Source organism: Iodobacter sp. (assembly GCF_025352645.1).
Classification (GTDB): domain Bacteria; phylum Pseudomonadota; class Gammaproteobacteria; order Burkholderiales; family Chitinibacteraceae; genus Iodobacter.
The window spans coordinates 15282-36337 of sequence record NZ_JANXSO010000002.1; the positions used below are offsets into that span (position 1 = coordinate 15282).

16 protein-coding genes, 1 tRNA gene and 1 pseudogene are annotated in these 21056 nt (G+C 50.5%); 8 read left to right on the plus strand and 10 right to left on the minus strand.

The features are described 5' to 3' along the window. Positions 1–169: 169 nt before the first annotated feature. Entirely contained in the window at positions 170–1324 is a 1155-nt protein-coding gene (locus tag Q0R17_RS00225) for a sugar diacid recognition domain-containing protein (protein WP_293930843.1), read from the minus strand. A 378-nt stretch (positions 1325–1702) separates the two neighbouring features. Between Q0R17_RS00225 and Q0R17_RS00230 the strand changes: the two genes are divergently transcribed. The 4 genes from Q0R17_RS00230 (at position 1703) to Q0R17_RS00245 (ending at position 6623) form a co-directional block, all read left to right on the plus strand. Next, on the plus strand, positions 1703–1978 hold the full coding sequence (locus Q0R17_RS00230) for an antibiotic biosynthesis monooxygenase (RefSeq protein WP_293930845.1): 276 nt from the start codon (positions 1703–1705) through the stop codon (positions 1976–1978). A gap of 187 nt (positions 1979–2165) precedes the next feature. Then, positions 2166–3317, plus strand: coding sequence for a macrolide transporter subunit MacA (gene macA / locus Q0R17_RS00235; protein WP_293930884.1), 1152 nt, complete (start codon positions 2166–2168; stop codon positions 3315–3317). Position 3318: 1 nt separating this feature from the next. Continuing rightward, a complete protein-coding gene (gene macB / locus Q0R17_RS00240) occupies positions 3319–5271 on the plus strand; it encodes a macrolide ABC transporter ATP-binding protein/permease MacB (protein ID WP_293930848.1) in 1953 nt (650 codons plus the stop codon). 2 nt (positions 5272–5273) lie between these two features. Continuing rightward, positions 5274–6623, plus strand: coding sequence for an efflux transporter outer membrane subunit (locus Q0R17_RS00245; protein WP_293930850.1), 1350 nt, complete (start codon positions 5274–5276; stop codon positions 6621–6623). A gap of 16 nt (positions 6624–6639) precedes the next feature. On the opposite strand, the gene Q0R17_RS00250 is transcribed toward Q0R17_RS00245, so the two are convergent. Beyond that, positions 6640–8343, minus strand: coding sequence for a methyl-accepting chemotaxis protein (locus tag Q0R17_RS00250; protein ID WP_293930853.1), 1704 nt, complete (start codon positions 8341–8343; stop codon positions 6640–6642). A 565-nt stretch (positions 8344–8908) separates the two neighbouring features. Then, positions 8909–10138: a TIGR03862 family flavoprotein gene (locus Q0R17_RS00255; RefSeq protein ID WP_293930856.1), complete on the minus strand. Its 1230-nt coding sequence runs from the start codon at positions 10136–10138 to the stop codon at positions 8909–8911. 324 nt (positions 10139–10462) lie between these two features. Between Q0R17_RS00255 and Q0R17_RS00260 the strand changes: the two genes are divergently transcribed. Next, positions 10463–11356 carry an SPFH domain-containing protein gene (locus Q0R17_RS00260; RefSeq protein WP_293930858.1) on the plus strand — a complete coding sequence of 298 codons (894 nt, stop codon included), beginning with the start codon at positions 10463–10465 and terminating at the stop codon, positions 11354–11356. 2 nt (positions 11357–11358) lie between these two features. On the opposite strand, the gene Q0R17_RS00265 is transcribed toward Q0R17_RS00260, so the two are convergent. Then, positions 11359–13236, minus strand: a complete 1878-nt coding sequence (locus Q0R17_RS00265; RefSeq protein WP_293930861.1) for a flagellin — start codon at positions 13234–13236, stop codon at positions 11359–11361. A 285-nt stretch (positions 13237–13521) separates the two neighbouring features. Between Q0R17_RS00265 and Q0R17_RS00270 the strand changes: the two genes are divergently transcribed. Continuing rightward, positions 13522–13659: a hypothetical protein gene (locus Q0R17_RS00270; RefSeq protein WP_293930863.1), complete on the plus strand. Its 138-nt coding sequence runs from the start codon at positions 13522–13524 to the stop codon at positions 13657–13659. A 9-nt stretch (positions 13660–13668) separates the two neighbouring features. Here Q0R17_RS00270 and Q0R17_RS00275 read toward each other — a convergent pair. From Q0R17_RS00275 to Q0R17_RS00300, 6 genes and pseudogenes are all read right to left on the minus strand, one after another. After that, a pseudogene (locus Q0R17_RS00275) lies at positions 13669–14730 on the minus strand (IS3 family transposase). 63 nt (positions 14731–14793) lie between these two features. Continuing rightward, positions 14794–15771 carry an integrase arm-type DNA-binding domain-containing protein gene (locus Q0R17_RS00280; protein ID WP_293930865.1) on the minus strand — a complete coding sequence of 326 codons (978 nt, stop codon included), beginning with the start codon at positions 15769–15771 and terminating at the stop codon, positions 14794–14796. Between the two features lie 172 nt (positions 15772–15943). Continuing rightward, positions 15944–16020, minus strand: a tRNA-Met gene (locus Q0R17_RS00285). Positions 16021–16098: 78 nt separating this feature from the next. After that, positions 16099–17439, minus strand: coding sequence for an ATP-binding protein (locus Q0R17_RS00290; protein ID WP_293930868.1), 1341 nt, complete (start codon positions 17437–17439; stop codon positions 16099–16101). Continuing rightward, positions 17432–17965, minus strand: coding sequence for a heme NO-binding domain-containing protein (locus Q0R17_RS00295; RefSeq protein ID WP_293930870.1), 534 nt, complete (start codon positions 17963–17965; stop codon positions 17432–17434). Before Q0R17_RS00295 ends, Q0R17_RS00290 begins: the two co-directional genes overlap by 8 nt. 48 nt (positions 17966–18013) lie before the next feature. Then, complete coding sequence (locus Q0R17_RS00300) at positions 18014–19171, minus strand: class I SAM-dependent methyltransferase (protein WP_293930873.1); 1158 nt, start codon at positions 19169–19171, stop codon at positions 18014–18016. A 55-nt stretch (positions 19172–19226) separates the two neighbouring features. On the opposite strand from Q0R17_RS00300, the gene Q0R17_RS00305 reads away from it, so the two are divergent. After that, a complete protein-coding gene (locus tag Q0R17_RS00305; RefSeq protein WP_293930876.1) occupies positions 19227–19964 on the plus strand; it encodes a pteridine reductase in 738 nt (245 codons plus the stop codon). 158 nt (positions 19965–20122) lie between these two features. Continuing rightward, positions 20123–21052 (plus strand): tRNA 2-thiocytidine(32) synthetase TtcA, encoded by a 930-nt coding sequence (gene ttcA / locus Q0R17_RS00310; protein WP_293930879.1) that lies wholly within the window; start codon positions 20123–20125, stop codon positions 21050–21052. Positions 21053–21056: the final 4 nt, after the last annotated feature.

The window sequence follows — 21056 nt, forward strand, 5'->3', positions numbered from 1 at the left end:
GCGATGGCTAATGAACAGGATAAACACTCTGCTACAGAGCTACTTCGTGCGGATGCCTGAAAATTTACAAAAATTAAGGCATATTTACTGGAGTTTTTTACAGTATATGGGGAGGAGTCGATGTTTTTATGCGGCGCAGTATGATGGCCTGCTGTGCCAGACTACATCGCTATGCCAGCTGCAAAGCCGCATAAAGTAAAAATCGCTCGTCGGTTTTGCTTAAGGTAAGCCCTGTTACAGCCTCGATCCGGCTTAGGCGGTAATCCAAGGTGTTGCGATGAATATGCAAAGCCTGTGCGGTTTCAACGGGGCGGGTGTCGCAGGCAAACCATGCGGCTAGGGTTTTGCGTAGCTGGCCATTGCTATCTTGCTGCTCTAGTTTTTTTAAGGGAATGCGCAGCTGGGCGGCCTGCCAGCCAGAATTTAGCCCCGCTAGCAGCACTGGCAGGCTTAAATCCTGATAGAAAAAACAAGCCCGTTCAGGATTGCGCGCTTTGCCCGTTTGCAAGGTGGTCACGGCGCTTTGATAAGATAGTGCCACGGCATTGGCGGCGCAAAAATATTGCCCCAGTGCAATGCGCACACCCAATTTGCTTTTACTGGCTACGCGGGTCAGTAAATCGTGCACACGTTGCCGGTGCTCTTCTGGGTTCCAGCGGCCCTGATGATCTAAAGCGGGCTTAAGCACCACGAGTTCGGTTAAAGAAACCGTGGCAACCAGATTATCCCGCTCTGGGGTGCTGAGCAGGGTTTGTAATTCTTGTAACTCGGCTAGCGCAGCATCAATGCCTAATGCGCCACTATCTACCTCGATCACTGCCACTACGCGTGGGCGGCGGATATCCACGCCCAGCTTTTGCGCCCAAGCTTCCAAATCAGAATGCGGCGCGGCTTCGCCTTTGCCGCCTTTGATGAGTTGCAAAACCAGCTCTTCGCGGTAGCGGGTGTCTCGGCCTAAGGCCTGAATCAACCTTGCTTGCTCCAAGCTCATTTCGGCCGTCATCCTAACTAGCTCGCCGTAATGGCGCACCGCATCGGGCTGGCCGGTGATGCCAACCACGCCCACAATCTGTCCTGCAAGGCGCAGGGGCAAATTCACCCCGGGGCGCACGCCATGCAGCTGCTGCGCCATGGCGTCGTCAATTTCTACCGTGCGCTGCTGCGACAGCACTAGCAAAGCGCCTTCATGCTGCTGGCCGATTCTGGAGCGATCGCCACTGCCGATCAAGGTGCCGGATGCATCGATCACATTGACGTTACAGCTGATGATCGCCATGGTGCGATCGACGATTTCCTGAGCAAGGCGGGCATTGAGCAGCGACATAAAAGGCCTGTGGTAGTGGTGTGAGAGACTTATAGATGTTACGCACAACGATTATTAGTCCACGAAAAGCAACCAAATACACGAAAAATAAGCGATCAAACGTGGATGATTTTCCTCGGTTTTTTATCACGGCGCGTCGGCCTGAATTCTTGCATTTATAGTGATTTTGAAATTTTTTTATTAAAGCTATTCAAGGCTGATTGTAGGGCGGGTGCAACCCGCGAGCAATGCTGAATAAACACGCGGGTTTCACCCGCCCTACGATATTTATAATGAGATTGAGCAAGAGGCATAGTCAGGTAATTTAATGCCTGTTTTTCTCCGTGGTTCAAGGGTTGGGTTTTGATTTGTAACATCAGTAATTAAAAGGATTTCTAAGTGATTGTCGTTATTTTTGAAGTGTGGCTTAGCCCTGAGCAGCAGCCGGAATACCTAAGCCTTGCGGCAGATTTACGCGAGGAACTGATGCAGCAAGACGGGTTTATTTCGATAGAGCGTTTTAATAGCCTGAGTGAGACGGGCAAGATGCTTTCTCTGTCTTTCTGGCGTGACGAAGCAGCGGTTAAAGCGTGGCGTTGCAGCGCCATGCACCGCGATGCGCAATCGCAAGGGCGGCAGGGCGTGTTTGAAAATTACCGACTGCGTGTAGCCTAGGTGGCGCGGGATTATGGCATGGCCGAACGGGGGCAAGCTCCGGCTGACAGTGTGTGTTTACATGGTTAGGTGAATAAGAGGGTGGCTATATTTACATACAACTCCACTACTTTTTTACGACAAAAGAAGAGTTATTCCGATGTTATGCTATCCGCCTTGCCCTGTTGGCTGTAAGGAATGATGCGTGATGGTTTGGACGTTTAAGCGTTGGTCATGGCTGCGTATGCTGGTGGTTGTCATACTGCTGGCTCTGCTTGGCTGGGGAATTAAAGCGATTTTTTTCCCTAGCAAAGCAGCACCTCAATACACCACGGCAAAGGTGGCAAAGGCTGATTTAGAAAACGCGGTGCTGGCGACAGGTACTTTGCAGGCATTTCGTAAGGTGGACGTGGGGGCGCAGGTTTCTGGGCAGCTGCAAAAGCTGGAAGTAGCTCTGGGCGATAGGGTGAAAAAAGGCCAACTGCTGGCGACGATTGATCCGGAGCTGGCGCAAAACGAGGCACTGAATGCCGAGGCTTCATTGGAAGGATTACTCGCGCAAAGGCAATCTACTTTGTTGCAATTAGAGCAGGCCAAAATAGAATTAGCCCGTCAGCAAACCATGCTGAGCCGTGAAGCCACATCAAGGCAGGCAGTCGAGGACGCAAGTTTAAAGCAAAGAACGCTGCAATCTGATTTGGTACAGCGCGATGCCGATGTCAAAAAAGCCAAGCTTACGCTTGATTCTGCAAAAACCCGTCTTGGTTACACCCGCATTCTTGCGCCGATTGATGGCGAAGTGGCGGCGATTACCACGCTGGAGGGGCAAACCGTGATTGCGGCCCAGCAAGCGCCTAATCTTTTAACCTTAGCCGATTTAGACACTATCACCGTGAAAGCGCAGATTTCTGAGGCGGATGTGATGAAAATCCACGCTGGGCAGGTCGTTTACTTCACCACGCTGGGCCAGCCGGATAAGCGCTATTACGGCAAGCTGCGTGCCATTCAGCCCACACCAGAGAAAGTAAACAACGCTATTTTTTATAATGCGCTGTTTGAAGTGCCTAATCCTAAGCATGAGCTACGCCAAGATATGACGGCGCAGGTGGCGATTGTGCTTGATCACCTGAAAAGCGTGTTAAGCATTCCAACCATTGCGCTGGGCGTGCGGGCAAAAGACGGGCGTTACACGGTGCAGGTGGTGGGGGCAGACGGCATTGCAGTGAATCGGCAGATAAAAACTGGCATCAATAATAATGTGCAGGTAGAGGTGCTAGATGGCTTAAAAGAAGGCGATCTGGTGGTAACTGGCGACGCCGCCTCGGGTAAATCTGATACCAGCGTATCGATTGGAGCATAGCGTGCGTAAGCCTCTTTTAGAGCTGACGAATATTGTTCGCAGCTTTCCGGCGGGTGAAAGCGAAGCCGTGGTGCTGGATCAGGTGAGCCTTTGTATTCATGCAGGTGAAATGGTCGCCATTGTGGGCGCATCTGGCTCGGGCAAATCAACGCTGATGAATATTTTGGGTTGCTTGGATAAGCCTACCTCCGGCACTTATTTAGTCAACGGGCGTGATGTGTCGGGCTTAGATAGCGATGAGCTGGCAGGCTTGCGCCGTGATCGTTTCGGCTTTATTTTTCAGCGCTACCATCTCTTGCCGCATTTATCTGCGCAGGGCAATGTGGAAATGCCCGCAGTGTATTCGGGTCTGGCAAGAGCTACGCGGCAGCAACGTTCGCAAGCACTGCTCAGCCGTTTAGGCCTTAGCGATAAGCTTGAACACCGCCCTTATCAGCTTTCGGGCGGGCAGCAGCAGCGGGTCAGTATTGCCCGTGCGCTAATGAATGGCGGCGAGGTCATTTTGGCCGATGAGCCAACCGGTGCGCTGGATAGCCATAGCGGCGAAGAAGTCATGAATATCCTGCGCGAGCTACACGCGCAGGGGCATACCGTTATTATTGTTACCCATGATCATAAAGTGGCCGATTGCGCTGAGCGGATTGTTGAGATTAGCGATGGCCGCATCGTGGCCGATCGTAGCAAGCCGGTGAATGCCACCGTTGAAGGAAAAATCGCTCCGCATGCAGCAGAGGCCAAATCCTTAAGAATTGTTGCTGATCGTTTTTTAGCGGCTTTAAATATGGCGTGGCGGGCGATGTCGGCTAACCGTATGCGCACCTTACTGACCATGCTGGGTGTGGTGATTGGCATTACTTCGGTGGTGTCGATTGTGGCGATTGGCGAGGGGGCTAAACATAAAATTTTGCAAAATATTGGTGAGATTGGCAGCAACACTATGAGCATCTTCCCCGGCAAAGACTGGGGTGACGATAGGGCGGGTAGCATGCGCACGCTGCTGCCTGGCGATCTTAGCGCGTTGCAGTCTATGCCCTTTGTGGATAGCGTGACGCCTAGCACCAGTACCAGCTTACGCTTGCGGCACCGCGCTCTGGATGTCAACAGTAGTGTGAGCGGGGTAGGGGAGTTTTATTTCCGCGTGAATGGCCTAAAGCCTGCATTAGGGCGGTTTTTTAATGCTGAAGATGTCGCTCGGCAGGCACAGCTGGTAGTGATTGATGAAAACACGCAGCGTAAATTATTCGCCAAAGGTGCAGATCCACTAGGGAAGGTGATTTTAGTGGGTAACTTACCTGCCACGGTGATTGGCGTGGCGGCAGATAATAAGAGCGGTTTTGGCGGTGGTGGGCAAAACCTACAGGCTTGGCTGCCTTTTACCACCACGGCCAACCGTTTGTTTGGTCAGCAGTATTTCAACAATATCACCGTGCGGGTAAAGGACGGCCAATCCTCTGCTGCGGCCGAGCAAAGTATAGAAAAACTGCTGACTCTGCGCCACGGCAGCAAGGATTTCTTTATCTACAACATGGACAGCCTAGTTAAAAAAATCGAGCAAACTAGCCAGATGCTGGCCTTGCTGCTGTCGATGATTGCACTGATTTCCCTTGTAGTTGGCGGCATCGGTGTGATGAATATTATGTTGGTATCGGTGACTGAGCGAACGCGGGAAATTGGGATTCGGATGGCGGTGGGTGCAAGGCAAAGCGATGTAATGCAGCAGTTTTTAACCGAATCAGTACTGGTCTGCTTGATAGGCGGCGTGATTGGCGTGCTGTTATCACTGGGTATTGGCGCATTAGTGCAGTTTTTCTTACCGGATTGGAAAATGATTTTCTCCCTAGGCTCTTTTGTTGCCGCCTTTATCTGCTCAACGCTGATCGGCGTTTTCTTTGGCTTTTTGCCCGCGCGCAATGCCGCACGATTAGACCCCATTGAAGCGCTAGCCCGAGAATAAGCATGAAAAAAATACTTTTACTCTCGCTACTGCTAACAGGTTGCGGCTCCTTACTTAGCCCTGAGCAAAGCGCGCCATTACCGGCTTTGCCTGCCAACTGGGTAGAGTCTTCTGCTGCCGCAGAACAGCAGAGTGGCGCGTGGTGGTTGGCTTTTAATGATGCCAAGCTAACTGCGCTGATAAATGATGCTTTGCACAGTAATGCAGATTTATCCGTGGCGGCCATTAGGCTGCGGCGTGCTCACTTAAAAGAAGGGCAGAGCGAGCACGCCGCAGCCCCAGTCTTAGGTGTGGGTGGCGGAGGCAGTATCAGCCGCAGTTTTGATCCGGTACTCAATAAGCAAAATTATAATCTGAGCGCCACGGCCAGCTATGAGTTTGATCTGTGGGGCAAGTTGGTCAGCGATAGAAAAGCCGCTAGAGAAGAAAGTATTGCCTCTGAGGCAGACCGGCAGGCGCTTAAATTGTCTATTGCTAGCAGTGTGGCCAATCAGTATTGGAGCATTGCCTTGCTGGAACAGAAGCTAGCGGCCAGTACGCTGAATTTGCAGCAGCTGCGCCAAGTATTGGAGCTGTTACGCATTAAAGACGAGGCAGGCGCACTCGCCAAAAGTGAGGTGCTGAGCGCTGAGCAAGGCTTAATCAGCGAAGAAGCCAACCATACCCTGCTATTACAGCAGAGAAAAAGCGCTTTTTATAGCCTGAGTCTATTATTTGATCGGCCACCGCAAAGCTTTACGCTGGCCGGTGCCAGCCTGCCGCAGGGTGTTTTACCTGTAATTGCAGCTGGGATACCGAGCGAGGTTTTAGCTAGACGCCCAGATTTGCAGGCGATGGAGGCCAGATTAAGAGCTAGCCTTGCGCAGATTGATATCGCCAGAGCGGCGTTTTACCCCAGTATTTCGCTCACATCTAGCTTAGGGAGCAGTAGTTCTGCACTGGCAGAGCTGTTTCAGAACCCTTTGGCCTCTGCTGGGCTAAATTTGGCGCTGCCATTTATTGATTGGAATAAGCATCAGCTGAATCTGGATATCACGCGTACGCAGTATGAAGAGCAGCTCACCATTTTTAGGCAGACACTCTATAAAGCGCTGGCTGAAACCGAGCAGGGGCTGGATGCCAGAATGCGCTTGGCCGAGCAAAACCAGCAGTTGGCGCGCTCAGCGCAGCTGGCTAGTAAGCTAGATGATATTGCCTTGGTGCGCTTTGAAGCGGGGGCCACAGATATCCAGCCATGGCTGGACGCTAGCGCCCGCCGCCGCAACGCCCAAACCAGCCTGTTGCAAAACCGCTTTGATCAGGTGAGTAATCTGCTGGCGTTATATAAAACGCTGGGCGGGGCGGTGGAGTAATTGCTTTAAGCTAATGCTAAACCAGATGGAACTGTTTCATCTCTGCCGACAGCGCTTTAGATAGCTCGCGTAGGCGGCGGGCATTGCCTGAGGCTTTTTCAACGGCGCTGCTGCTGGCTGAGGCCAACTGAGAAACGCGGTCGATATTATCTACAACCTTATTGGCCTCCTGTGACTGTTGTTGCAGCGAGTGGCTGATATCGTCAATAACGCTACTCATTGCCCCGGCATCAAGGCGAATTGTTTCTATAGCGCTGCCTGCTCGGCTGGCAAGCTCTACGCCGATTTCGACTTTGTTTACGCCATTATTCATATGGACTGCCGTGTATTCGGTGCCTTCTTGTATTTTGCGCACCTTATCGGTGATTTCTTGTGTGGAGCTGGCGGTGCGTTCGGCAAGTTTGCGAACCTCATCTGCAACTACGGCAAAACCTCGGCCTTGCTCGCCTGCGCGTGCGGCTTCAATTGCGGCATTTAAAGCCAGCAGATTAGTTTGGTCGGCAATATCCCGGATCACCTGCACGATAACGGAAATCTGCTGAGCATGGCCGGTCAGCATGGCTACGCTGCCGGAGGCTTCCTGCACCGTAGCCGCGATGGTTTTAATGCTGTCTACCGTTTCACGAATCACTTGGTCGCCACGCGTTAAGGTCTGGCTGGAAGAGCGGGTCATTTCACTCGCATTGCTGGCATTGTTTGAAATCTGATTAATGCTGCTGACCAGCTGCTGCACCGTTTCTCGCATGGCTAACATTGAATCTGACTGAGTTTTAACCAGTTCTTCTGCATCATTAGATGCGGTGCTGATTGCATCCGAGCCATTCTCAATTTCTTTAGCAGCGTCTGAAACCTGCTGCATGATATGGCTTAATTTAAGCTGCATATCGGCCATCAGAGCCAGAAAACTTTCGGGGTCACGCCCACCAGATTCAATCCTGTGGGCAAAATCGCCGGCAGCCATATAGGCAATGTGCTGTCTTGCTTCCTCTACTGTGCCGCCTACGGTGTTGCGCAAAGCCACAAAGGTACGCCACAGCATAAACAGGGTTACTAGCCCGACTATGATAAAGGCCACTTTAGCAATGCTGGCCAGCTGGTTAGCATCCTGCACGGCTTTTTCTGTACGGCTTTCAAGCAGGGCATAAAACTCATCAATAGGCTGCATGATTTTGGCTTTGTTGGTGTGGTAGTTCTTATCGTGCATCATGGCCCGCGCCTTGGCATAGCCTTCTTCTGCGCCTTCTCCGGTTTTTTTGACGAGGCCCATGGCCTCTACTTCAGTATTGACTAGGCCATCTGAGTTCTTTTTGGCTTCGGTGAGTTTGCCAAATTCCTGTTCGGTAAAACCCAGCTCTTTCATCATTTCTAATAGTGGGCGTTTTACGCCAGAATCGGCTCTGGGGGGCGTGCCCGTGGCCGCTACAAAATCCCAGTAGATGCGGTTGTAGTTTTCTGGGCGAGCTTTTTCGCCATTACGAATTGCCAGAATATCCATATATTGCCGCTCATAAGCTGGGTCTCTCGATACCACATAGGTGCGTGCCAGCCGAGTTAAATCATCGGAAGACTGGCGTAGTTCATCGGCAAGCAGATAGGACTGATAGCGTTGCAAATTAGCGCTGTCTACCCTGAGATGCAGGCTGACATAGACGGCAAATAAGATAACCAGCGCAATCAGGCAAGCGATGGAGATCATCAGGTTTTTTTGGAAAGAAGACATTTTGCACCACCCATTTAAAATTACTCACTCATGCTTACTATGGATGAGCAGCCATCACAAAGCTGCCAAGCTCCTGTTTTAGCTGACAGCAGGTCATGGGCAAGCATAGGGAACTGGTTGGTATTTTTTGCACCAGATGGCGTTGCCGCTGAATAGTGCAGCAATCACTTTGTAGACAAGTATTTAGCTAAAGGTGGTTGTGCGTAAGTAAATGAAGAGGATGGGGAGCGAAGCTAGCTACAGAGCCTAGATGGCAGCATCTGCTTAGGTGGGTATTTGTCAGCTTAATATGGACGTTTTATGAGTTATTTTTAAACAAAACCAGCTCAGGTAATAGAGGTTTTGCCTTGCCTGAGCTGGTTTTTTGCCAAAAAAAAGCTTGGTGACGCGTTATGAAGGATTTTTACGTCTGGATTTTATAGAGAACGAAGAGGGGGGGGCTAGCAATAGAGCCAGAATTAATTATTTACTCTTACGTAGAGCCATATTTACTGCAATGGCTAAAGCAAGCATATGCCGCCTTAGCCGCAGACATGCGGGCTGGCCTACATGGTGGCCTAAAATACTAAAGGTTTTTCAGCCATTCCAGTGCCGACAATCCAGATTTGCGGCCACTGGCCATGCAAGCGGTGATTAAATAGCCGCCGGTGGGCGCTTCCCAATCCAGCATTTCGCCCGAGCAAAACACCCCTGGCATTTTTTCTAGCATCAGCTCTGGGGTCATTGCTGCAAACTTCACACCACCCGCGCTGCTGATCACTTCATCAATTGGGCGTGGTGCAAGTAGCTTGAGCGGCAGGCTTTTAATGGCTGCGGCTAGTTTATCCATATTATTAAAGTCATCGCGAGAGATCTCTTCGCGTAGCAGGCCTGCTTTTACCCCTTCAATACCTAGCTTGCGGCGTAAATGGCTGGCCATAGAATCGGCACCGCGTGGGCGCTTTAAGTCTTCTAATACCCGCTCCAGTGATTTGCCTGGGGCTAAATCAAGCAGGATATCGGCGCTGCCATTGGCTTTAATCTCATCGCGAAAAGCCGCTGCGAAGGTGTAAATTAGGCTGCCTTCAACACCGCCCTTAGTCAGTACAAATTCACCTTGTTTACGCTGGCCTTTAAATTCAATGGCAACGGCTTTGAGTGGCGAGCCAGCGAAGCGCTCACTTAAGTGATCGCTCCAGCCAATATCAAAGCCACAATTGGCAGGCTCTAATGGTGCAATATCTACGCCGCGCTCGCTCAGCAGTGGTTGCCACTTACCATCGGAGCCTAGCTTGGCCCAGCTTGCGCCACCTAAGGCCAGTACGGTGCTGTGGCTACTGCGGCTGATTTCTCCATCGGGCGTATCAAAGCGCAGCAAGCCTGCATCATCCCACCCTAACCAGCGGTGGCGCACATGGATTTTTACGCCGCTGGCACGCAGCCGAGAAATCCACGCTCTGAGCAGGGGGGCGGCTTTCATTTCCTTAGGAAACACACGGCCCGAGCTACCCACAAAAGTTTCGACCCCAAGCCCATGTACCCATTCTTGTAATGCTTCATTGCCAAAAGCCGCTAGCAGAGGCTGTAGCTCTGCACTGCGCTGGCCGTAGCGGGCCAGGAAGGGCGCGGCGGCTTCGGAATGGGTGATATTTAAACCGCCTACACCGGCGAGCAAAAACTTGCGCCCCACTGACGGCATTGCATCATATAAATCGACTTCTACCCCCCCTTGGATGAGTATTTCGGCGGCCATTAGGCCAGCAGGACCACCACCAATAATGGCGACAGATTTGCGGGAAGTAGGAGTAGTAATCATGAAGGGCCTTACAAGTAAAGCTCCCAAATCTGGCGACTGGGGGCGGGTAGAGCAGCAATGCAGCGTGCTTAAAGCGATTATTGCAGTGTATTGCAATGCGTGAATGCGCTGCATTTTAGCAGATTAAAGCGGCTTATATTGCCGGCATAAGTCAGCAATATTGCGATTGGGATTTAGGGCTGTTGTATTTTTTTGCGTGTTTGTTGTGTGTAAGTAATCGTAAGCGTATAAAGGCGGCAAGCATGCCAATCGCATTAAAGGCGTTGCTGCGATGATTTATTTTTCTGCGGTAGATAAAATTAAAAAGAGACAATGATGAATATCATGAGTATTTTTCAGCACCTGCGCGTATTGATTGGCCTTGCTGTTATCGCCGTATTGTATTTTGCATTACATATCTTTGTGGCATCGGTTTCGGCCAATCATGTAGGAGTTGAATTTAATCGTATTGATGGCAAGGTTGAGCCAATTCCTTTATCGAGTGGCTGGCATTTAATTGGCCTTGGCACCAGCGTAATGGAGTTCCCCACCTTTACCCAGACCTATACGTGGACTAAATCGTCCACAGAAGGCTCGCCTACAGATGAATCCATGAATTTTCAAGTGGCATCCGGTATTGTAATCAATGCCGATATCAGCATTTCTTATAGTATTGATTCGGGTAAAGCCCCTGTTTTGTATCAGAAATATAAGCGGGGCTATGAAGAAATTACCAGCCAAATTATTCGCAACGCTATTCGTAATTCATTGAATAATTACGGGACTAAATACGATGCCGAAGGGCTGCTATCTGGCGGCAAAATTAAGCTGGCCGAAGAAGTGCGCACCAAGATTAATCATGAAATGAATCAATACGGGATTATGGTTGAGCAGTTTGGCTTTGTGAACGAGCTACGGCTGCCAGAAAATATTCAAACCGCCATCAATGCCAAGCTGCAAGCCACCCAAGAAGCTTTAAGATCAGAAGCAATGCTGCGCAAAAATCTTGCCGATGCCGCTAATGCGGTTGCCGTTGCAAAAGGCCAAGCCGATGCCAAAATCGCTGCCGCACAGGGCGATGCTAGAGCCTTAGAAACCGTAGGTGAGGCCATTAAAAAATACGGCGCAGAAGCCGCGCAGCTTAAAAACCAGACACTATGGATAGAAAAGTGGGATGGGCAGCTGCCTACTACCAGCTTAGGAACCAATACAACGGCGATGATCGGTGTGGGCAAATAAGCTCAAAGCGCACCTTTGAGCAGGGCCATCACCATATAGGGGGTGGTGTTGGCCTGAGCCAGCATCGCCGTGCCTGCTTGTTGCAAGATATTAGCGCGGGTGATGCTGCCTGTTTCAGCGGCAAAATCCGCATCTTGAATGCGGCTGCGCGATGCGCTTAGGTTTTCTAGCGTGTTTTGTAGATTAGATGCTGCGGCAACAAAACGGTTTTGATAAGCCCCCAAGGCACCACGGGCGATATTAACAATATCCAGAGCACTATCTAAGGATGCAATCGCATTTTGCGCACTGGAGGCCGTTAAAGTATTGAGTGAAGTGATCCCAACGATCGAAGCGATGGCGATAGCGGCGGTATTGCCTGCTGTCATTCCTGCACTTTCTGGTGCGGCTCCGGCGATGCTTAGGCCTTCGGTGCTTAAACTAGAAACACTGATGGTGCTGCGATTGGCCGCCGCACTGCCGCTGCTACTGGCGGCACCCGCTATATTGCGGGTCACAGAGCCAGCGTTGCTGGAGATGGACGTGCTGGATGCGCCAGCTGCATTATCATTGAGCACCACCGTGCCGCCGCCGTCCGCAACACTAAAGGCGCTAAGCGCTGCAGCCGTAAGCGGATTTGATTGGGCCATAGAGATTGCGCCGCTAAGCGCCGATGATACCGTTGCCGCGTTATTGCTTGCGCCAGCAATATTTAAATCTACGTGATTGGCATCGACCACCGCAGAAGCCAGCCCAGAATTACGCACGGTAAAGCTAATGCCATTCACCGCAAACTGCGCGCCAGCCCCCACATTATTCGCAATATTAAAGGTGTTTTGCGCCGCAACGGCTGCCGTTCCTTGAGTGCCCACCATGCCTGCGGATAGGCCACTTTGGCTGAGAAATGTGGCTTTGTTTGCCGCCGCAGCAGCGGCATTGGCCGCAATGCCACTTAAACCAATATTAATATTGCGGCCATCTGCCGCGCTCAGCGTCACAATGCCCGCACTAGCCGTTGCGCTGACGCCCGTTTGGGCCGCCGCCCCTTGGATGGCCGCTGCAAAGTTTGCGCCCTGGCTGCTGGCATCGGTGCTCGCGCTAACGCCGCCAATATCCACACCATTAATATTAAAGCCTGCAATCGCCGTAAATGAAGAAGGCGCGGAAGTGATGAGCTTATTGGTATTGGCGCTGGCGCTTACCCCCGATGTAGCCGTGCTGGCATTGATGGCTGCCGCTAGCGCAAAAGCACTATCCGCCGCCTGTCCCGCCGCCGCCCCCGCGGTTGAGGCATCAATCGCAAAATCATTAAGCTTTAAGTCGCCCGCATTGAGGGAGGCGGTTACTACTCCACCTGTTACCGTCGCCTTAAATGAAGAGCCGGTGCTGCCTAGATGCGACGTTTGCATATTGCTGATGGCGCTAATGCTAATCGTATCGCCTTGATTGGCCCCAATATTAAAAGTGCGGGCATTAAAACTGCCGTCGAGCAATTTAATGCCATTAAAATCCGTGGCGCTGGCAATGCGCTGGATTTCTGCACTGAGCTGCTGCACCTCATCATTAATCAGCTTTCGATCTGAGCTAGAGATTGGCCCGTTTGCAGCTTGAACAGATAACTCGCGCATACGCTGCAGGCTGTTTGATATCCCGCCCATTGCCCCTTCGGCGGTTTGCACCATAGAAATGCCATCATTGGCATTACGAATTGCTTGGCTGCTACCGTTAATTTGGGAAGTCATCCGGCTGCTAATGGCCAGCCCCGCAGCATCATCTTGCGCACGGTTGATCCGCAAGCCAGAGGAAATCCGGCTCAGAGAAATAGCCAAAGCACTCTGTGACGTACTCAAATTACGTTGAGTATTCATCGCCACCAAGTTGGTATTAAGATGAACTGCCATCTTCCTATCCTGATTTATCCGCCTCATGCCCCATAAAACAAAGCACGCGCCTCAGGCCCTTGTTGATCTAATTCGCGGTTTTAAAACCAGCATCAGCAAGCAGCGTATTTAAACTTTTCTGCTTACATTAACTAAAAAAATACGCCTAGCTGACCATTTTAAAGACGAAACTAAAGCCATCGTCATCCGCTATATCGGACAAAATGTGGAGGACTTAAGCGTATTTTGGTGGGGCCGTAGAATTAACAACCACAAGATGTTCACCACGAATCATGGGCCAATAATGTGCTGAAAGACCGTGATTTAAAGCGTGCCAATAAGCTGCTGCTTGAAATGGGCGTACCCACCTCCGCCAAAGAGGGCAAGGCCTTAGTCCAAGAAGTTAAGTGGCCGGGTAATCCCCCCATTTTTAAGCTCACTTAAAAGTAGAGGTCAGGGATGTAATGCCAGTTTTTGTTTCGGGGTGATGCCGCCCAATCCCATGTGCGGGCGCTCATTATTGTATGTCCAAAGCCATTGCGTTGCAGTTTCTTGCACTTCGGCAAGGCTTTCAATGTTATCGCAGGCCAGCCATTCATAACGCACGGTGCGATTATAACGCTCAATATATGCGTTTTGCTGTGGATTGCCAGGCTGAATATAAGCCAATTCAATCGATTGTTGCTCTGCCCAATTTTTTAGCAGATGGCTAATATATTCAGGGCCATTATCGGACCTGATTCGTTTGGGCTTGCCGCGCCATTCAATGATTTGATTCAGGCTGCGTATGACGCGCTCTGCTGGCAAAGAGAAATCGACTTCAATGCCCAATCCTTCCAGATTAAAAGATTAAAATTATCAATCACATTGAATAAGCGAATGCTGCGGCCATCGGCTAATTGATCGTGGATAAAATCCATCGACCACGTTTCATTTTTTGCCGCTGGCACTGCTAATGGCGCTGGCGTTTCGCGATATAAACGTTTTTTAGGCTTAATCCGCAGATTTAATTCTAAATCGCAATAAATCCGGTAGACGCGTTTATGATTCCAGCGCTTTTTCTTGACGTTGCGTAAATGTAAAAAACAAAGGCCAAAGCCCCACTTGCGATGCGTTTCAGTGAGCTGAATCAGCGATTCCGCAATTTTGGCATTTTCTGCATCCAGCTTACGAATAGAGCGATAGCAAGTCGTGCTAATTGCAAAGCTGGCGCAAGCCGCACGAATAGACAATGCCTTGGTTTCAACTGCCCAGCGAGCTATCTCACGACGCTGAGATGTTTCAGAGGATTTCTGACATGGCCTCCTTGATCACGTCCGCCTGCATTTGGGCTTCGATATACATCTTTTTAAGGCGCTTATTTTCGTTCTCCAGCTCTTTCATCCGCGTCATCATCGAGACATCCATGCCGCCAAATTTAGCGCGCCACTTATAGAAAGAGGCAGAGCTCATACCGTGCTCTCGGCAGAGATCAGGAACGGTCGAACCGGCTTCAGCTTGCTTTAAAATCGCCATAATCTGGCGTTATTAATTGCTCACGGCTTTCATGTAGAGCTCCTCAAAGACTGCGAGAAAATTCTACTTAAAAATGAGCTGGTTTTGTGGGGGGATTACCCGGCCATTAATGGCTTGCAGCGACTCCAGTAGTGCTACGGTTTGCCGTGATAGGTAAATAACTCGCTCACGGCTCATCTTCTCGCCACGGTCGGAAAACTTCACTTTTGCCACGGCCTCGCGCTCTTCTGGAATTGTCCAAATACCGGCAACTAGATCAAATTCTGCCCAGCGAGAGAAACGAAACTCTGACGACCTTGCCCCTGTGAGTAATGCAAAGCGGGTGGCGTATTTGGCTACATGTGAGCCGCTGTAATGGGCGATGCGCTGCACCAGCTCGGACAATCTGGGTAAGGGTAAGGCGGGGTAGTGTTTGGTTTTACGGGTAGCCACAGCGCCTTGCAGATCTAAAGCTGGGTTTGAGTCGATGCGGCCTGTTTGAACAGCGTAACGCATGATGGCGGTCATGTATTGGCGTAATCGTTTGGCAAGGTCTAATACATCGCGTGCTACGGCCAATTGCAGGGGGATAAGTAGATCACGGGTTTTGAGTGATTCAATCGGGCGCTTGCCGATGCTGGGGAATAAGTCAGTCGTGATGCGCTGCATAATTCGGCCTGCATGGTCTGTTGACCAATTGCTCGAGGCCATCTCTTTGGCGTGCCATTCCAGCGCCACAGTTTCAAAAGAATTAACAGCACTAAGTACGGCGGCTATATTTTGTTGCTGCTTATGCTCTTGAGGGGCAATGCCACGCGCAAGTAAGGCTTTGACCTCCTCTCGCATACTGCGGGCATCCGCCAAGCCCACGGCAGGGTAAGCACCAAATGAAAGTAGCCCCGCTTTCCCACTCGGCTTGGCGTATTTGCAGTGCCATATCTTGCTACCGTTTTTTTTGATCAGTAGATATAAGCCTCCACCGTCAAACTTTGAATAATCTTTTTCTGCGGGCTTGGCGTTATTGCACTCGGCACTAGTCAGGGGCTTGGTTTGGCGGGCCATTGGTATACGCTCCGGCAGGGGATAGGTATATCTTAGACCGTATACCTAAACGTATACCTAAAATGTTGGGCTGCTATGGCATTGCGTGGGACGTTAAGACAACAAAAAACCCGCTAAAGCTAGGCTTTATGCGGGTTCTAGGTACTGTATGAAACAGTGTGAAACGTGTACTTGGTGGCTATGGCGGGACTCGAACCTGCGACCCCAGCATTATGAGTGCTGTGCTCTAACCAACTGAGCTACATAGCCTTAAAGAGGGACGCATTATGGTTTCTTTTATTTTAGCTGTCAACACTCTTTATGAGAATTTGGCGACATTTTGTGGTTTTATTTTTTGCTCGCTTGCGGCGCGGTAGGGACTTTGGTGATGGCTCTGCTGATAGCTGCTTGAATTTGTTCAAAATTAAAAGGTTTTGCGATGAAGTCATCCATGCCCGCTTCAAGGCAGGCGCAGCGATCGTCGATGAGTGAATTGGCGGTGAGGGCGATAATCCAAGGCTGGCCATAGCATTCTGGTTGGGCGCGGATGGCTCGGCAGGCGCTTAGCCCGTCTAAGACGGGCATGGATAAATCCATCAGCACAACGGGGAAACGAATGATTTTTAGCATTTGCAGCGCCGCTTCGCCGTTGTCTACCACGGTGGCCCGTGCACCGGCTTGCTCTATACAGCGCTGAGCTACAAATTGATTGACTGCGTTGTCCTCTGCAATAAGCACATGCAAATCTGGGGGCAGTTGGGTGGGTGCGGCTTTACCTAGATGGGTAGGCGTGGTGCTATCGCTGCTTTGTAGGGGTAAATGGATTAAAAAAATGCTGCCTGATCCGTACTCGCTTGTTAGCTGGATATCGCCGCCCATCAGTTCGATGATGCGCGAAACAATGGCCAAGCCTAGGCCGGTGCCTCCATATTGGCGGGTGATCGTGCTATCGGCTTGTGAGAAGGGTTTAAATAAAGAATTAATCTGTTCTTCCCTAATGCCTATACCGCTATCGCTAATTTTAAGCGTGAGCGTTTGTTGTGATTGCTCAGCAAGGATGGAAACATAGCCATGCTCAGTAAATTTAATCGCGTTGCCTAACAGGTTTTGTAAAATTTGCCTTAGGCGTAGCGGGTCGCTTTTGATCCACTGCTCTACATTGCTGTTGATTTCTAATGTAAGCGAGAGTTGTTTTTTGCTGGCGATAGGCTGGTAGAGCTTTACGATATCGTGCAGTAATTCCGGCAGGTTAACAGGGGTGGATTCCAGCATCATTTGGCTGGCTTCTAGCTTGGAGTAATCCAGAATTTCGTTAATAAGGGTTAAAAGGGAATCGCCACAGCGGCTGAGTGTGGCCAGCATGCTGGCTTGGTCTGGGTTAAGTGGGCTGCGCTCTAGTAATTGGGCAATGCCCAAAATGCCATTCAGCGGGGTGCGAATTTCGTGGCCCATGATGGCCAAAAAGCTACTTTTTGCCCGTGTGGCGGCTTGGCTGGCATCAAGGGCGGCTTCTAGTTGCTGCGTTCTTTGCGCAACCCGTGCTTCTAGCTGATCAGCTAATTTTTGCAAAGCTTGGTTGGCAGTGTAGAGATCTAGGCTTTTGGCTTCTAGCAGCGCTTCGGCCTCTTTGCGGGCCAGTCTTTCTCTTTGGCTGCGTTTTTGTAGCCGCTGTAGTTCTTGCTCATCCATAGCGGTTTAATTTAAAGAGATCGAAATCGGCGTAATTTTCTGTGCTTAATGTAATGGGCTGGCCAAAATAGCGGATACAGCCGGTGAGTAGGCCTGCAGCAAAGTCGCCCATTTTTCGGGGTGAATTGTATTTAAGGATGAGTGAGTTTGGGCTTAAGCGCTCGGCAGTAAAGTGGGGTAACTCTGCATCGGGGTAAAGCTTGAGCACTTCAGCGTGAATGATATGTTCTATGCCCTGTAAAAAGTCTAAAGGGTCTTGTACATCGGTAAAAAACGAGGGATAGAGCGCTACAAACCGGCCAAAAAGATGTTCACCAAAGATATGTAAAAGCTTTGCAACGGGTAATTGGGATTTTGCACTGAGCGCGTTGACTAGACTGATGATTTCGCTGTGCTGATAAGTGCCCACCGCCGTGTAAACGCCGCCAGATGGCAAATCAGTTTCATCTAGCAACTGATCTGCCATTGCATCGCCCCAAGTTTGCTCAACAAGCTCTAGAAACTCAGTAAAAATAATACCTTTCATGAGAAGAGCTCCGTGGTTGCGTCTCCCCAATATAGAAGTAAACTTTACTTAAAGCTCGCCCGAGCGATCCCGTCCGCCTAGCCCTGGGGCAGTTTTGCCTTGTAGCTCTTTAGAAAAGGCGATGACTTTAAACAACTCGCCCATTTCGGCATTGCTGGTGAGCTTTTGCAGGGCGGTCGACATTCTTAGGTATTCCACACTGCCGATTTCCATTTGCGCGGCGCGGTCTAAAATCCCTGTGTCGATCAGGTAGCTGGCTTGTGAGGTATAGCCTTCAAGGCTTAGCCCTGCCTGATCGGCTGCGCGGTAAATTGCTGAGAAATCCACGTGGCAGGTGAGATCCGTCAGGCCAGGAAAAAAGAAAGGGTCGTGAATACTGTGGTGGCGGTAATGGCCTATCAGCGTGCCCATGCTGCGCTCTGGGTGGTAAAACTCGGCGGCGGGGAAGCCGTAATCGATCAGTAGAATCATGCCAAACTGAAGACTGGCCGCCAGTGAGGTAATAAACCCCTGTGCTTCTAGCTGGATTTCGGTGGTGTATTGCGGGATATGCGGAAAGGGCTCGCAAGCCACTTCTAAGCGTAAATTATCCATAGCACGATGTTCAAACGCCAGATCGCTGTCGTTTTCTACTACGCCACATTGCAGCCAGTTGTAGCCGTCAAAGCGCACTAGCTCGCAGGGCATGGCATCCAGCACTTCATTGCCAACCATCACGCCCACAAATTGCCTAGGTAATTCATCTAGCCATTTAGCCTTGTGGGCTAGATGCGGTACCAGTGTTTGCAGCGTTTTACGCTGGCGCTCGCGTAATTCGCCAGATAGCTCCAGAATAAAGTATTCGCTGGGCAGGGCGTCTAAGCGCTCTAGTTCTAGTAAGATTTGCGCGGCAAGTTGCCCCGTACCTGCGCCAATTTCTAACACATCGCCACCACATTCCTGTAAGACGTGTTGGATGGTGTTGGCAACGCAGGTACCAAACAGCGGCGAGATCTCTGGGGCGGTAATAAAATCACCTGCTCCACCAAATTTGGCCGCACCCCCGCTGTAATAGCCAAGGCCAGGCGTGTAGAGCGCCATTTGCATATAGTCAGCAAAAGAAATCCAGCCACCGTTGGCATGAATCGCTTGGCGGATATGTAAGATTAAAGCCTGGCTGGCTTGCAGCGCTTCTTCAGATGGCGTGGGGAGTTGCGGATTAGTCATCGGGGCTGGAAAATCGTAGGCATAAAAACAATATTGTATGGGGCGAGGACAGAATATGCAGCACAAAGTAGTTTTGATTACCGGTGGGGCGAAAAGAGTAGGCGCGGGTTTGGCGCGATATTTGCACGCCCGTGGCTGGCAAGTGCTGCTGCACTATCGTTCATCTGCACTTGCTGCTGAGCAGCTGGCTGCTGAGCTAAACGCCATTCGCCCCGCATCTGTTGCACTGGCGCAATTAGATTTACTAGATACCGCCAGATTGCCGGAGTTAGTAACGGCGGCCGTAGCCGCTTTTGGGCGTTTGGATGCGGTGGTGAACAATGCTTCGTCATTTTTCCCCACACCGATTGGCGAATTTAGCGAAATGGCTTGGCTGGATTTACTTGGCTCCAATTTAAAAGCCCCTTTGTTCCTTGCTCAAGCCGCTGCAGCTGAGCTTAGAAAAACCGGCGGTGCGATTGTCTCGATCACCGATATCCATGCCGATCGCCCTTATAAAAATCATACGATCTATACCATCGCCAAAGCGGGCCTTGTGGCGATGACCAAGTCGCTGGCTAGAGATCTAGCTCCTGAAGTGCGCGTGAACGCCGTTGCCCCAGGTGCCAATATCTGGCCCGAAGGTGAATCGGTGTTTGATGATGCCGAGCGTGAACGCATTATTGATACTATTCCTCTCGCCCGTAACGGCAGCCCCGATGATCTGGCGCAAGCCATCCACTTTTTGCTGGAAGCGCCTTATTTAACGGGGGTGATTTTACCGGTGGATGGGGGGCGGAGCGTGGTGTTGTAGGGCTTCTCTTTGCAGTGAAGATCTGCCCTTCGTCTTTGTGTTGCGTAAATAAAATCCCCGCAATATCTACGGTAATCCGCTCTAATCGGGTAAAATCCGCATTAATTCAAGAATCTACAGCAGGGCGCGATGCGCCCTGCTCTGCATTGGTGCCCTGTATGACTGATTCAACTCTTTCCGAAGCGGAAAAAAAACAGCAGTACAATTTTAATAAGCTCGCCAAACGCTTACGCCACAATGTGGGCGATGCAATCAATCATTTCAATATGATTGAGGAAGGCGATAAGGTGATGGTGTGCCTGTCTGGCGGTAAAGACAGCTATACCATGCTGGATATCTTACTTGGCTTGCAAAAATCTGCACCGATTAACTTCAGCATTGTTGCGGTTAATTTGGATCAGAAGCAGCCGGGCTTTCCAGAGGATGTTTTGCCGACTTATCTGGCAGGCATTGGTGTTGAATATCGGATTGTCGAAGAAGATACCTACAGTATTGTTACCCGGGTGATTGAAGAGGGCAAAACCACCTGTAGCCTGTGTTCACGTTTACGCCGTGGGATTTTGTACCGTGTGGCGGAGGAAATTGGCGCAACTAAGATTGCCCTGGGCCATCATCGTGACGATATTCTCAGCACACTGTTCCTAAATATGTTTTACGGTGGCAAGCTGAAAGGCATGCCGCCTAAGCTGGTGTCGGATAACGGTAAGCATGTGGTGATACGTCCGCTGGCTTATTGTAAAGAAAAAGATATTGTTCGCTACGCCGAAGCCCGTGAATTCCCTATTATCCCGTGTAATTTATGTGGCTCTCAGCCCAATTTACAGCGGCAGATTATTGCGGACATGCTGCGCGATTGGGATAAACGCTTCCCCGGCCGTTTAGAAACCATGTTTACTGCCGTATGCAATGTAGTGCCTTCGCATTTGGCTGATCCTAAACGCTACGACTTTGCCAATATCAAGGCCGATGGCCAGCCGCGTGACGATGGCGATAAGGCATTTGATAAGGAAGTCTTTAGCGATCCGGCTCGGATTTCTATTATGGACAGCCGAAAGCCGATCCACGTTGATGCTTGTGGAGAAGCCTAATGCT